General features: G+C 67.9%; 14 protein-coding genes. 4 read left to right on the top strand and 10 right to left on the bottom strand.

Annotation, left to right across the window (positions count from 1 at the left end; translation table 11 throughout):
* Positions 1-12: 12 nt before the first annotated feature.
* The 3 genes from hemQ to hemE are packed head-to-tail and all read right to left on the bottom strand — an operon-like array spanning position 13 to position 3,096.
* Positions 13-705: a hydrogen peroxide-dependent heme synthase gene (hemQ, locus tag FBY28_RS23770; protein WP_141869642.1), complete on the bottom strand. Its 693-nt coding sequence runs from the start codon at positions 703-705 to the stop codon at positions 13-15.
* A gap of 4 nt (positions 706-709) precedes the next feature.
* Positions 710-2,050 (bottom strand): protoporphyrinogen oxidase, encoded by a 1,341-nt coding sequence (locus FBY28_RS23765; protein WP_141869641.1) that lies wholly within the window; start codon positions 2,048-2,050, stop codon positions 710-712.
* Complete coding sequence (hemE, locus tag FBY28_RS23760) at positions 2,047-3,096, bottom strand: uroporphyrinogen decarboxylase (protein ID WP_141869640.1); 1,050 nt, start codon at positions 3,094-3,096, stop codon at positions 2,047-2,049. Before hemE ends, FBY28_RS23765 begins: the two co-directional genes overlap by 4 nt.
* A 79-nt stretch (positions 3,097-3,175) precedes the next feature.
* Here hemE and FBY28_RS23755 point away from each other — a divergent pair, with 79 nt between their 5' ends.
* From FBY28_RS23755 to FBY28_RS23745, 3 genes are read left to right on the top strand one after another with little or no spacing between them, the layout of a single operon-like run.
* Positions 3,176-3,757 (top strand): DUF3000 domain-containing protein, encoded by a 582-nt coding sequence (locus FBY28_RS23755; protein WP_023985662.1) that lies wholly within the window; start codon positions 3,176-3,178, stop codon positions 3,755-3,757.
* 1 nt (position 3,758) lies between these two features.
* Positions 3,759-5,012 carry an HRDC domain-containing protein gene (locus FBY28_RS23750; protein ID WP_141869639.1) on the top strand — a complete coding sequence of 418 codons (1,254 nt, stop codon included), beginning with the start codon at positions 3,759-3,761 and terminating at the stop codon, positions 5,010-5,012.
* Positions 5,013-5,017: 5 nt separating this feature from the next.
* Entirely contained in the window at positions 5,018-5,509 is a 492-nt protein-coding gene (locus FBY28_RS23745; RefSeq protein WP_141869638.1) for a phosphate-starvation-inducible PsiE family protein, read from the top strand.
* An 11-nt stretch (positions 5,510-5,520) separates the two neighbouring features.
* Here FBY28_RS23745 and dxs read toward each other — a convergent pair whose 3' ends face one another.
* From dxs to FBY28_RS23730, 3 genes are all read right to left on the bottom strand, one after another.
* A complete protein-coding gene (gene dxs / locus FBY28_RS23740) occupies positions 5,521-7,431 on the bottom strand; it encodes a 1-deoxy-D-xylulose-5-phosphate synthase (protein WP_141869637.1) in 1,911 nt (636 codons plus the stop codon).
* 27 nt (positions 7,432-7,458) lie between these two features.
* Positions 7,459-8,760 (bottom strand): Na+/H+ antiporter NhaA, encoded by a 1,302-nt coding sequence (nhaA, locus tag FBY28_RS23735; RefSeq protein WP_141869636.1) that lies wholly within the window; start codon positions 8,758-8,760, stop codon positions 7,459-7,461.
* Positions 8,761-8,838: 78 nt separating this feature from the next.
* On the bottom strand, positions 8,839-9,159 hold the full coding sequence (locus FBY28_RS23730; protein WP_141869635.1) for a hypothetical protein: 321 nt from the start codon (positions 9,157-9,159) through the stop codon (positions 8,839-8,841).
* Positions 9,160-9,220: 61 nt separating this feature from the next.
* On the opposite strand from FBY28_RS23730, the gene FBY28_RS23725 reads away from it, so the two are divergent.
* The gene (locus FBY28_RS23725; RefSeq protein WP_216847924.1) at positions 9,221-9,802 is read left to right on the top strand and encodes a TetR/AcrR family transcriptional regulator; all 582 of its coding nucleotides are present in this window, start codon (positions 9,221-9,223) and stop codon (positions 9,800-9,802) included.
* Between the two features lie 2 nt (positions 9,803-9,804).
* Here FBY28_RS23725 and FBY28_RS23720 read toward each other — a convergent pair whose 3' ends face one another.
* From FBY28_RS23720 to FBY28_RS23705, 4 genes are all read right to left on the bottom strand, one after another.
* Positions 9,805-10,338, bottom strand: coding sequence for a hypothetical protein (locus tag FBY28_RS23720; protein ID WP_141869634.1), 534 nt, complete (start codon positions 10,336-10,338; stop codon positions 9,805-9,807).
* A 2-nt stretch (positions 10,339-10,340) separates the two neighbouring features.
* Positions 10,341-10,616 (bottom strand): helix-turn-helix transcriptional regulator, encoded by a 276-nt coding sequence (locus FBY28_RS23715; protein WP_141869633.1) that lies wholly within the window; start codon positions 10,614-10,616, stop codon positions 10,341-10,343.
* Positions 10,617-10,813: 197 nt separating this feature from the next.
* Positions 10,814-11,989 carry a class I SAM-dependent RNA methyltransferase gene (locus tag FBY28_RS23710; protein WP_141869632.1) on the bottom strand — a complete coding sequence of 392 codons (1,176 nt, stop codon included), beginning with the start codon at positions 11,987-11,989 and terminating at the stop codon, positions 10,814-10,816.
* Positions 11,986-13,980 (bottom strand): APC family permease, encoded by a 1,995-nt coding sequence (locus tag FBY28_RS23705; protein ID WP_141869631.1) that lies wholly within the window; start codon positions 13,978-13,980, stop codon positions 11,986-11,988. The genes FBY28_RS23710 and FBY28_RS23705 overlap by 4 nt, the downstream gene beginning before the upstream one ends.
* Positions 13,981-13,985: the final 5 nt, after the last annotated feature.

Below are 13,985 nucleotides of genomic sequence, written 5' to 3'. Positions count from 1 at the left end.
CGGGGCGTGGGTTCACGGCAGGGCGGTCAACAGCTGTTCGACACCCACCCGCGGACCGGTGAAGAACGGCGTCTCCTCACGGACATGGCGCCGGGCGTCGGTGTAGCGCAGCTTCCACATCAGCTCGACGATGCGGGCCAGATCCGGCCCCTCGAAGGCCAGGATCCACTCGTAGTCACCGAGCGCGAACGCCGGGACGGTGTTGGCCCGCACGTCGGGGTATTCCCGGCCGGCCATCCCGTGCTCGACGAGCATCTTGCGGCGCTCGTCGTCGGGCAACAGGTACCAATCCAGGGACCGCACAAAGGGATACACGCAGATGTAGTCACCGGGATCCTCACCGGCGATGAACGCCGGGACATGGCTCTTGTTGAATTCTGCGGGGCGGTGCAGGGCGACCACGCTCCACACCGGATCGCTGGCCAAGCCCAGGGTGGTGCGCCGGAAGGCCTTGTAGGCGGCCTGCAGATCCTCGACCCGTTCGGCGTGCGTCCAGATCATGTAGTCGGCATCGGCCCGGAAACCGGAGACGTCGTAAAGGCCTCGGACAACGACGTCACCCTCCTCCTGCTGCTTGAGGAAGGTCGCGGTCTCGTCGATGACGGCACTGCGGTCGGCGTCGAGCGCCTCCGGCTGGACGGCGAACACCGAGATCATCATGTACCGGGTCATCGAGTTGAGCGAGTCGTAATCGAGCTTGGCCATATGACTATCCTGCCACCAGCCGTGCCGCCGCCGTCGTGCCGGACCCCACGCATGCGGGCACCCCGATCCCGTCGAGGTAGGCACCGGCAACGGCCAACGTCGGCGGTAGTCCGGCGCGCAACTCCGCCACCCGATCGGCATGGCCGGGCCCGTACTGCGGCATCGCCTCGATCCAGCGCTGCACCCGGAAATCGACCGGGTCGGTGCTGATCCCGAACACCTGCTGCAGGTCGGCGAGCGACCAGTTCAACAGCTCGTCGTCACCGACGCTGCGGGCCAAGCTGTCCCCGAACCGCCCGTAGGACAACCGCACCAGCTCCACATTGCCGCGCCTGCCCCACTTGCGGGAGGTCAAGGTGATGGCCTTGGTGTGCAGCGCCTCGCCGCCGGCAACCAGCACGCCCGACTGGTCGGGCAGCGGTGTGCCGCCGGGCAGGGCGAGCGCCACCAGGGCGGTGGAGGCCACCGGGATGTCGCGCGCGATCGCCGCGCTGCGCGGTGCGATGTGTTCGATCAGGCGGGCCAGCCGTGGCGCGGGCACGGCCAGCACGACCGCATCGGCCGACCAGTGCCCACTCTCGTCGTCGACCAGGTCCCAGCCGCGCGGTGATCGCGTCACCCGTTGGATGCCGACCTGCGCCCAACGCACCCCGGCGCGGCGGGCCAGCTCATCGACGAGCACGGTGTAGCCGCCGTCGAGCGCACCGAAGACCGGACCGGGCTGAGGCGGAGGCAGGGCGGTGCGCACAGCCTCGGTGAGGCTGCGGGCACCGCGGTCCAGTGCCGCCGCCAGCGCCGGGAACGCCGCGCGCACCCCGATGGTGGCGGCCGACCCGGCGTAGACACCGGTCAGCAGCGGTTCCACCGACCGGGTGACGACCTGGGCGCCGAAGCGGTCGCCGATCAGCTCGGCAACCGATGGATCCGCGCCGTGGCGCCAGTTCAGCGGTCGGCTTATCTCCTCGGTGATGCGGGCGACGGTCGCCTCGTCGACCAATCCGGCCACCGACTCGGCGTGCGCGGGCACACCCTGCAGGGTGCCCGTGGGCAGCGGGTGCAGCCTGCCCTGGCTGTAGATCAGCGGTCGCGCACCGGCGCTGGCAACCTGGCGGTCGGTCAGTCCCAGTTCGGCGAGCAGCGCGGGGACCTCGGGCCTGCGCGTGATGAACGCCTCGGCACCCAGATCCATCGTCATGCCACCGACCTGTTCGGTGCGCAGCACCCCGCCGAGCCGATCGGCGGGGTCGAAAAGCGTTATCTCGGCATCCGGACCGGCTGCCACCCGCAGCCGGTAGGCGGCGGCCAATCCCGAGATCCCGCCGCCGACAACGCAGTATGTGGTCACAACGAATGCACCAGCGCGACCAGGTCGGTCACCACCTCGGGGTCGGTGGCGGGCAGCACACCGTGACCGAGGTTGAAGACGTGTCCGGCAGCCCCCGCGGCCACCGCGGCGCGGCCATCCTCGACGACGGCACGCGCGGCGCGCTCGACGGCGGGCCAACCGGCGAACAACGTCACCGGATCGAGGTTGCCCTGCAGCGCTTTTCCGGGACCCACCCGCTGGGCCGCGGCGGTCAGCGAGGTACGCCAGTCCACCCCGACCATCGTCGCGCCGGCCTCACCCATGGCACCGAGCAGTTCGGCGGTGCCGACCCCGAAGTGCGTCATCGGCACGCCGCGGGGAGCCAGCGTCGCGAAGATCCGCGAACTGTGCGGCAGGACGTAGGCGCGGTAGTCGGCCAGCGACAGCGTGCCCGCCCAGGAGTCGAAGAGCTGGATGGCGTCGACACCGGCGTCCAGCTGCGCCTCCAGGAAACCGATCGTGAGGTCGGTCAGCGAGGTCATCAGGGCGTGCCAGGTCTGCGGCTCGCCGAGCATCATGGCCTTGGTCTTCTCGTGGTTGCGGCTCGGGCCGCCCTCCACCAGGTAGGACGCCAGCGTGAACGGAGCTCCGGCGAATCCGATCAGCGGCACGTCCCCCAGCGCGGCAACCAGCAGCGATATCGCGTCGCTGACCGGGGCGACCTGTGCGCGCTCCAGCGGTGTGAGCGCGGCCACGTCGGCCGCCGTGCGGATCGGATGCTCGATCACCGGTCCGACGTCGGGGACGATGTCCAGGGCGACGCCGGCGGCCCGCAGGGGCACCACGATGTCGGAGAACAGAATGGCGGCGTCCACCTTGTGCCTGCGTACCGGCTGCAGGGTGATCTCGCAGACCAGCTCGGAGTCGAAGCAGGCCTCCAACATCTTGTGGTTGGCGCGCAGCGCACGGTATTCGGGTAGCGAACGCCCGGCCTGCCGCATGAACCACACCGGGGTGTGGGACGGGGCGCGGCCGGTAGCGGCGGCCAGAAATGGCGACTCTGGCAGGTCACGACGGGTGCTCATCGGCACCTATGTTGCCACGCGCCCGAAAGACGGCGCGCCTGCGCAAGCCTGAGAGCAGTTGGGGCTAGCGTCGCTGTCTGTGACATCCGTCGAACCGGCTCAATTCCGGACCGCAGTTGCGGCGATGAATGCCGCAACCGTGCGGCCGGAGATCGAGCTGGGTCCGATTCGTCCCCCGCAGCGATTGGCCCCGTTCAGCTACGCATTGGGTGCCGAGGTCCGCCACCCCGAGGTCGCGGTGGTTCCGGAACGCTCCGACGGCGATGCCTTCGGCCGACTGATCCTGCTGCACGATCCCGAGGGTGCCGAAGCCTGGGACGGCACCATGCGACTGGTCGCCTACATCCAGGCCGACCTGGACTCCACCGAGGCCGTCGATCCGCTACTGCCGGAAGTCGCGTGGAGTTGGCTGGCCGACGCGCTCGCCGCGCACGCACAGGCGGTCACCGCCCTCGGCGGCACCGTCACCGCCACCACGTCGGTGCGCTACGGCGACATCTCCGGCCCGCCGCGGGCCCATCAGCTCGAGCTGCGGGCCTCGTGGACGGCAACCGATCTGGAACTCGGCCCGCACGTCCAGGCGTTCTGCGAGGTGCTGGAGCATGCTGCCGGGTTACCGCCGGCCGGCGTGACGAGCTTGGGATCCCGTACCCGCGCCTGACATGACCGAATCAGAGGACTCCGGGGCCGCGCCCGAACCCGAGGCGACTCCCCTGCTGGCGCCCGCCGGCGGCGTGCCGCCGGTCGCGTTCTACCCCAGTGACATGGTCAAGGCAGCCGACCTGCTGGCCGCCGGCTCGGGCCCGTTCGCGATCGACGCCGAACGCGCGTCGGGCTTCCGATACTCCAACCGCGCCTACCTGATTCAGATCAAGCGCGCCGGGTCGGGCATCATCCTGATCGACCCCGTCAATCACGGTGGTGACGCGCTGAAGGTCATGGCGCCGCTGGCGGAGGTACTCAGCACCGACGAGTGGGTGTTGCACGCCGCCGACCAGGATCTGCCCTGCCTGGCGGAGTTGGGCATGACGCCACCTCGGCTGTACGACACCGAATTGGGCGCGCGGCTGGCCGGTTTCGAGCGGGTCAACCTCGCCGAGATGGTGCGCAGACTGCTGGGCCTCGGTCTGGTGAAGGGTCACGGTGCCGCCGACTGGTCCAAGCGTCCGTTGCCCGCGGACTGGCTCAACTACGCGGCGCTGGACGTCGAGGCACTGCTGGAGCTGCGGGAGGCGCTCGCCGCGGTGCTGGACGAGCAGGGCAAATCCGACTGGGCGGCACAGGAATTCGAGTATCTGCGCACCGCGGAACCGACGGTAACCCGGCGTGATCGCTGGCGTAGGACATCGGGTATCCACAAGGTGCGCGACCCGCGCGCCCTGGCCGCTGTGCGTGAACTGTGGGTCACCCGCGACCGCATCGCGCAGCGCCGCGATATCGCCCCAGGACGCATCCTGCCCGACGCCGCGATCGTCAGCGCCGCCACCAGCAACCCGGACACCATCGAAAAGCTGACTGCTCTACCGGTTTTCGGCGGCAGTCGACAGCGCCGCAGTGCGCAGGTGTGGCTGGACGCGCTGGCCAGGGCCCGCACCGACCCGGATCCGCCGACGGGTGCCGAGCCCACCAGCGGCCCACCACCGCCGGCCCGCTGGTCACGGCGCAAGCCGGAGGCCGCCGAACGTCTCGAGGCCGCGCGCGCCGCCCTGTCCGAGCTGTCCGAACGCGTCTCGGTGCCGACCGAGAATCTGCTGACGCCCGACACCCTGCGCCGATTGTGCTGGGACTGGCAGCCGGTGCCCGATGTGCGGGCAGCGGTCGAGGATTACCTCACTCAGGCCGGGGCACGCCCGTGGCAGCGGGAGCTGACGGTGCCGGTGCTGACGGAAGCCTTGACGCCACCGTCCGACGGGTAGGCGACGTGGCCGAGAAAGAGGAAACGCACGACGAGAAGGACCGACAGCGGTTCGCCGACCGCGTCCTGAGCATCGTCGAGGATGCCGTGTACTGGGGCATCGCGGTGATCCTTGTCGCCGGCGCAGTGGCCCTGCTGGTGGCCCAGGTCAAGACCATGTTCTCGCTTCTGGACGCACCCACTTCCAACGTCATGCTGGAACTGCTGGACGGCGTGCTGCTGATCTTCATCTTCGTCGAACTGCTCTATGCGGTACGCACCAGCCTGCGATCCCACGAGATTGCCGTCGAACCGTTTCTGATCGTCGGAATCCTGGCCTGCATCAAAGAGATCGTGGTGCAGTCGGTGGAGGCGGCGAAGCTGGTCGGCCAGGGGCCGGAATTCGCCAGGACCATCGTGCAGACCGGGGTGCTCGGCGCCCTGGTATTGGTCCTGGCGGTCGCGGCGTGGGTGCTACGACAGCGCCGCCTGTCGGGTGCGCCCGACGAGGACGCCTGAGCGGAACGCGCTCAGTCGACGCTGTTCTCGACCCGGTCTCCCACGGCCGATCCCAGCGCCGCGACCCATCCGGTGATCTGTCGGGCGATGTGCTGATCGGTCAGACCGACCTCGGCGAGGATCTCGCCGCGCGACGCGTGCACCTGGAATTCCTGCGGCACGCCGACGTCACGGCACGGCACGTCGATCTCGTTGTGCCGCAACGCGGCCGACACCGAGGATCCGATACCTCCGTGCAGACCGTTGTCCTCGACGGTGACCACCAACTTGTGGGCCTTGGCCATGGCCTGCAACGCCTCGGGCACGGGAAGCACCCACCGCGGATCGACGACGGTGACGCCGATCCCCTGTTGCTGCAGGCGCTGCGCGGTGGCCAGGCCCATCTGGGCGAACGAACCGACCGCGATCAGCAGCACATCCTCGGAGAGTCCCGGTCCGGGTTTGGCCAGGACATCTACACCGTCGCGCCGTTCCAGCGCCGGAATATCTTCTCCGACAGCACCCTTGGGAAACCGGATTGCCGTCGGCCCGTCCTTGACCTCTACCGCTTCGCCCAACTCCTCGCGCAGCCGGGCGGCGTCGCGCGGGGCGGCCACCCGCATCCCTGGCACGATCCCCAGGATCGACATGTCCCACACACCGTTGTGGCTGGCGCCGTCGGGCCCGGTCACGCCCGCACGGTCGAGCACGATCGTCACCGGCAGGTTGTGCAGCGCGACGTCCATCATCATCTGGTCGAAGGCGCGGTTGAGGAAGGTCGAGTACACCGCGACCACCGGGTGCATTCCACCCATCGCCAGCCCGGCCGCCGAGGTCATCGCATGCTGTTCTGCGATACCGACATCGAACAGACGATCCGGATATTGCTGGCCGAATGCGCTCAATCCCGTGGGACCGGGCATGGCCGCGGTGATCGCGACGATATCGCGGCGCCGCCGGGCGATCCGGATGAGCTCATCGGCGAACGTCGCGGTCCAGCCGGGCGCCGATTCGGAGGTCGCCAGACCGGTCAGCGGATCGATGACACCGCAGGCGTGCATCTGCTCGGCGACGTCGGCCTCGGCCGGCCCGTAACCCATGCCCTTGCGGGTGACGACGTGCACGATGACGGGTGCGTTGAAACCACGGGCGTGCCGCAGCGCCGCCTCGACGGCGTGCTCGTCATGACCGTCGATGGGGCCGACGTACTTCAGACCCAGATCGGTGAACATGGCCTGGGGCTGCAGCGCATCCTTGAGGCCCGCCTTGACGCTGTGCATGCACTGGTAGCAGATCTCACCGATGACGGGGACCCCGCGCACGACATCGCGGCCGCGTTCGAGGAACTTCTCGTACCCGGGCTGCAACTGCAGCGCGGCCAGGTGATCGGCCAGTCCGCCGATGGTGGGCGCGTAGCTGCGTCCGTTGTCGTTGACCACGATGACCACCGGACGGTCGGATCCGGCGATGTTGTTCAGCGCCTCCCAGCACATACCGCCGGTCAGCGCCCCGTCACCGACGACGGCGACGACATGGCGATTGCGGTGCCCGGACAGCTCGAACGCCTTGGCCAGCCCGTCGGCGTAGGACAGCGCGGTGCTGGCATGGCTCGACTCGACCCAGTCGTGCTCGCTCTCGGCCCGCGACGGGTAACCCGACAGGCCGTCCTTCATGCGCAGCTGATCGAAGTCGTCGGCGCGGCCGGTCAGGATCTTGTGGACATAGGACTGGTGCCCGGTGTCGAAGATGATCGGGTCGTGCGGCGAGTCGAACACCCGGTGCAGGGCAAGGGTGAGCTCGACGACGCCGAGGTTGGGGCCCAAATGTCCGCCGGTTGCAGCTACCTTGTGAATCAGGAATTCACGGATTTCGCCGGCCAGCTCGGTGAGCTGGGATTGCGACAGGCGCTGTAGATCTGCTGGTCCGCGGATCTGTTTAAGCATCCCGCCAGCTTACCCACGCACCATGGGTCAGTCCTGTCGAGGCTGGTAGATGTCGGGCACTCCGTCATGATCATCATCGGCCGTTTCGGCTTCCTGAATCCGGCGGTATGCGGCATTTCTGGTGGCCAGCACCACTGCGGCCAACACTGCCGCAATGAGCGAACCCGTCAGCACCCCGACCTTCACGAACTCCGCGCGGGTCGCGTCGCTGTAAGCCAAATCACCGATCAGCAACGACACGGTGAATCCGATGCCTGCCAACATCGACACCCCGATCACGTCGACCCAGCGCAGCGAGGTGTCCAGTTCGGCGCGGGTGAGCTTCGACAGCGCCCACGTGGTGCAGAAGATGCCGATCGGCTTGCCAAGGACCAGCCCGGCCACGATGCCCAGCGTGATCGGGTTCGTCAGCGCCCGGGCCAAACCGCTGAATCCGCCGAGTGCGACACCGGCGGCGAAGAAAGCGAACACCGGTATGGCCACACCGGCCGATAGTGGGCGGGTCTTGCGCTCGAAGTATTCGGCCATGCCCGAGCCGAGGTCAGCACCGGCGCGGGTGACCGATCGGTGCACGGGTACGGCGAAGCCCAGCAGCACCCCGGCAACGGTCGCGTGGACACCGGATTCGTGCATCAGCACCCACGTCGCGACCGACAGCGGGATCAGGATCCACCAGGCCTTGATGCCGCGTTGCACACAGAGCGTGAACAGAGCCAACGGGATGAACGCCGCAGCGAGCGCGCCGATGTCGAGCTCATCGGTGTAGAACACCGCAATCACCGTGATGGCAAGTAGATCGTCGACCACCGCCAAGGTCAGCAGGAACATCCGCAGCGCCGACGGCAGATGGGTGGAGATCACCGCCAGCACGGCGACCGCGAAGGCGATATCGGTCGCGGTGGGGATCGCCCAGCCGTGCAGGGCGCCCTCCCCACCGCGCCAGGCGATGGCGGCGAAGATCAGCGCGGGCGCCGCCATGCCGCCGACGGCCGCCGCGATGGGCAGCGCTGCGCGGCCCGGATCGCGCAGATCGCCGGCGACGAACTCCCGTTTGAGCTCAAGCCCCACCACGAAGAAGAAGATCGCCAGCAGCCCGTCGGCGGCCCAGTGCCCGATCGACAGATACAGATGCAACCCGAACGGCTCGGCACCGACCTTGAAGTCCCGCATGGCGAAATAGCTGTCCGCCCACGGCGAATTGGCCCAGATGATGGCGGCTGCGGCGGCGGCGAGCAGGATGACGCCGCCGACGGTCTCCTTGCGCAGAATCTCCGAGACCCGCTTGGCCTCCGGCCATGAGCCGAGGGTGAGAAGTCGGCGGTTGTTCATCAAGCTCCCTTGGTCAGCGCGATATGAACGCCGACCAGACTTCCCGGCACACCGGTACGGAGACTACCGGTCGCCGTGTCACGCCGCCCGGGAGGTGAGCGCGGGTGCGTCGATGGTCGCATCAGGCGTAGATCGCGACTCGCCTCGGTAACTGGCCAGGTACCGGTCGACGTCACCGGAGGGGCGTTTCTCGGCCCAGAGGCTGGAAACCCCTCGCCGAAGGCCCTTCCGAACGGCGATGACGGCCGTGATGAAGCCGCCGACCATCCCGCCGGCAGCCGCGATGAACCACGGACTACGCGCCGCCAGTGCCGCGACGGTCACGCCGAGGCACAGAAATCCGACCAGCAGGCTGACATAGCCGAGATATATGACTGTCGTGCCTTTCCACTTGCTCATCGATCATCCCTCCTTGAGCTACGCTACGCGTTGCGTATCGATACTCCTAGCGTAGCGCATAATGGAGACCGGACATTCCCGGACCGAGAAGGAACCATCGATGGCGGACTCCGACGAGGTCGGTAATCGGATCACCGAGACCGCGCTGCACCTGCTGCGGTCGGCGGGGCCGAGTGCGGTGACCATCCAGGCGGTGCAGGCTCATTCGGGAATCGCCAAGACGACCATCTACCGACGGCATCGGGATCGGCGCGCCATGCTGCGCGCCGCGCTGTCGGAGTTGATGACCCCGCCACCACCACCTCCCCGCGCCGCCACCACCGATCGGCTGCACTGGCTGGTGCGCAACGCAGTCGCCGCAGTCGACGGTGGCATCGGGTTCGGCGGCTTCGCCTCACTTCTCACCGACGAAGACCCCGAGTTCAGCGCGTTGTTCCGGGAGGCCCTCGGCAGTCAACGGGCAGCGCTGGTCGTCGTCGTCGACGAGCTCAGGGCCGACGGCGGCATCTCGGCCGACATCGATCCGGAGACACTCATCGACGCCGTCGTCGGCGCCTACATCGCCGAGCGCGCACGCACCGGACGCGTCGGCGAGTGGGAGCCCCGCCTCTTCGACCTGGTCTCGACCGCCCTGCGCGCCTGAGCTCAGACGTCCGGTTCGGGGTCGGGCCGAGTCCAGCCCAGGATCATCGCCGGGGTGCAGCCACCGATGAGCAGCATCGTCAGGGCCATCAGACCGCCTGCATACGCCATGTTGGGATCGGTGCCCCCGGTGATGACGGACCCGAAGACGAGATAGAGCACCGGGATCATCACCAGGTTCTGGGTGACGGTGAGCCCGATCGACCTCGCGCTGTTGCGCTGGGCGATCTCGAACTCGTCGAGGGCACCCCGCGGTGCGTCGCCGCGACGGCTGGACACGATCTGCATGGCGATCCAGGCCGGGAAGAACACCACGCACGCGGGGAGCCACAGCAGCGGTGCCCAGGGCACACCGAACGCGCACAGCACGCTGGTGGCGAACATCGCCGCGAACGTCACCGCGAGGACGGCCACCAGGATCCGCCTGCGCCGCCTGCTGCGCCAACCGGGAAGCGAGTTCGCCCAGATCTGTTCCTGCTTCAGGAACCGCCTGGTGCGGAAGTCCTGGTAGCGCTCGATCACATCCGTGTCAGCCATTGTCAATCGCCTCCCTTTTCTCGTCGGTAGACCTGGCCGGACAACGGCGCGAACTCGGTCCGCGAGAACACCGCCTCGACCGGAAGGTCGAACACATCGCAAATGCGGAACGCCAGATCGAGGCTCGGGTAGTGATCGCCCCGCTCCAGCGCACCGACGGTCTGCGGGTTGACCTCGATGAGGACCGCCAGGTCGGCCCGGCTCATGCCGCGTTCCGCGCGCAGGACGCGAATGCGGTTATGGATCGGGAGCGTTTCACCCCGTTTCACCGGACTCATACAAGTAATTGTTAGGAAAACCCAACGATTCGTCAAGTCGGCACAACTCTTTGCCCTCGGCGACACTACGGTTTATGGCGAGGGTTTATAGCGAGAGTTCAGCCTTTTCGCGCAAGAACACGTAGTCTCGCGGACTCAGTCAGGCCTCGACGCCGCCGCAGATCGCGCGCCGGATTGTTCTGGCCGCGCGGCCTGAGTCAGCGGGTCAGCACCGCCACACATTCGACGTGGTGGGTCAGCGGGAACGAGTCGAACACCCGCAGGTTCTCCACCGCGTAGCCGTGACGTCGGTACTCACCGATATCCCGCGCGAATGATGCCGCCTCACAACCGATGTGGATGATCCTCGGCACTCCGGCCAGCGCCTCGATGATCTCACGGCCTGCACCCGAGCGCGGCGGGTCCAGCACCGCGACGTCGGGACGGGACCGTTCGGCGGCCACCACCCGGCGCACCGAATCGGTCACCACCGAAACCTGCGGGGCATCGGCCAGCGCTGCCCGTGCCGAACGCGCCGCACCTCGGGAGGTGTCGACGGTGAGCACCCGGCCACTCTCCCCGACCGCGTCGGCCAGCACCGACGCAAACACCCCGGCACCGCCGTACAGATCCCACGCCGTGCCACCCGGCTGGGCACCGGCAACCCGGCCGATGAGCTCGCTGTAGGTGCGCGGCGCGTCCTTGTGCGCCTGCCAGAACGCCGTCACCGGAACGCGCCACCGCCGATCGCCGATCTCCTGCACGGCCTCGTAGTCACCCTCCACCACCTGGGTGCTCGCCTTGCGCCCGGTTCGCGGTCCGGCCTGCACGACATGGCGACGACCGAGATCGTCGACCGCGATGTGCAGCTGCGCCCCCGGCGGCCAACGCGATCCGTCGAGCCCGTCGAGCATCCCGGCGGGCAGCTGCGCACAATGCAGCGATTCGGCCAACTCATCGCTGTGGTAACGATGGAACCCGGCGCGACCGGAGTCCGAGACGTCCAGTCGGACACGCGTGCGCCAGCCGGTGGCGCCCACCGTTCCCACCTCCTCGGCCTGCCCGGACCACTCGAACCCGCCGAGCCTGCTCAGCTGGTTGGCCACCACATCGCCCTTGATCCGGCGGGCGGCGGCAGGATCGACGAACGCCAGATCGCAACACCCGGAACCCTCCGAACCCGCGATGGAGCACAGCGAGTCGATCCGGTCGGGCGAGGCCTCGAGGACCTCGACAACATCGGCGTGCCAATAGGATCCGCGCTCGGACACCACCCGCACCCGGACCACCTCGTCCGGCAGTGCGTAGCGCACGAACACCACGCGGCCGTCGTGGCGGGCGACACAGCTGCCACCGTTGGCCGCCGGCCCGGTGGTCAGCGTCAGCTCGATCAATCCAGAAATCCTCTACGTGCATCGCCGGGGGCAGATTGCGGTTGCATGGTCTTGAGCCGCTCCGACGAGTTGAGCTGCCAGGGTACCGAAGTGACCATCACGTTCGGCTCGAAGAGCAGCCGACCCTTCAGCCGCAACGCGCTCTGGTTGTGCAGTACCTGTTCCCACCAATGCCCGACCACATACTCGGGGATGAACACCGTGACCACCGTGCGCGGCGACTCCCGGGTCACCCGCTTGACGTAATCAAGTACCGGCCTGGTGATTTCGCGATATGGCGAGGCGATGACCTTCAGCGGCGTGCTGACATCGCTCTCCTCCCAGGTGTGTACCAACTCGCGGGTCTCGGCATCATCGACACTGACGGTGATCGCTTCCAGCACATCCGGCCGGGTGGCGCGCGCGTAGGCCAGGGCGCGGCGGGTGGGCAGGTGCAGCTTGGACACCAGCACCACGGCGTGGTTACGGCTGGGCAGCACCACGTCCTCGAGTTCGGCCTCCTGCTCGTCGAGTTCGCGCGCCACTGTGTCGTAGTGCCTGCGGATCATCTTCATCAGCACGAACAGCGATCCCATGGCCAGGATGGCGATCCACGCACCGGCCATGAACTTGGTGATCACGACGACCACCAGCACGGTGCCGGTGCACACACAGCCGACGGCGTTGATCACCCGCGAGCGCATCATGTGCCGGCGTACGGCCGGGTCGGTCTCGACCTTCAGGTAACGCGTCCAGTGCCGCACCATGCCGATCTGGCTGAGCGTGAACGAGACGAAGACGCCCACGATGTAGAGCTGGATCAGGTGGGTGACCTCGGCCTGGAACGCCACCACGAAGGCGATGGCCGCGAAGGCCAGGAACAGGATCCCGTTGGAGAACGCCAGCCGGTCACCGCGGGTGTGCAGCTGCCGCGGCAGGAACCGGTCCTGGGCCAGGATCGATCCGAGAACGGGGAAACCGTTGAATGCGGTGTTGGCCGCCAGCACCAGGATCAGTGCGGTCACCCCGGCGATGGCGTACAGGCCGACCGGGAAGTCGTGGAACACCGCGTCGGCGAGCTGTGCGATCAGCGTCTTCTGGTGATATCCCGGCGGGGCGCCGATCAACTGGGTCTCGGGGCTTTCGGCGATCTTCACGCCGGTTTCCTTGGCCAACAGGATGATCCCCATGAACAGCGAGGTGGCGACCGCACCCAACATCAGCAGCGTCGAGGCCGCATTGCGCGATTTGGGCTTCTGGAAGGCGGGGACACCGTTGCTGATGGCCTCCACACCGGTCAGGGCCGCGCAGCCGGACGAGAACGCCCGCGCCACCAGGAACACCATGGCCACCGCCATCAGATCGCCGTGCTCGGTTTGCACGTCGAACGATGCCGACTCCGCGCGCAGCTCGTGGCCGAGCACGTAGATCTGGAACAGGCCCCACCCCAGCATGATGAAGATGCCGACCATGAAGGCGTAGGTGGGGATGGCGAAGGCGGTGCCCGACTCCCGGATGCCGCGCAGGTTCAGCGCGGCCAGCACCAGGATCGCCAGCACCGCGAACAACACCTTGTGCTGGTTGATGAACGGCACCGCCGAGCCGATGTTGGCCATCGCCGAGGACATCGAGACGGCCACGGTCAGGACGTAGTCGACCAGCAGCGCGCTGGCCACCGTCAGTCCCGCGGTGCCACCCAGGTTGGTGGTCACCACCTCGTAGTCGCCACCACCGGAGGGGTAGGCATGGACGTTCTGCCGGTAGCTGGCGATCACGATCATCATCACCAGCGCGACGGCAAGACCGATCCACGGGGCGAACGAGTACGCCGCCAAGCCGGCCACCGAGAGCACCAGGAAGATCTCCTCCGGCGCGTAGGCGACCGAGGACAACGCATCGGAGGCGAACACCGGCAGCGCGATCCGCTTGGGCAACAGCGTGTGGGACAGCTTGTCGCTGCGGAACGGTCTTCCCAGGACCAACCGCCTGGCGGCGGTCGAAAGCTTGGACACGAGTG

It is taken from the genome of Arthrobacter sp. SLBN-53 (assembly GCF_006715585.1).
In the GTDB taxonomy this organism is placed as follows: Bacteria; Actinomycetota; Actinomycetes; order Mycobacteriales; family Mycobacteriaceae; genus Mycobacterium; species Mycobacterium neoaurum_A.
The sequence above is the reverse complement of the archived record's forward strand: the minus strand, read 5'-3'. Positions and strand labels throughout refer to the sequence as shown.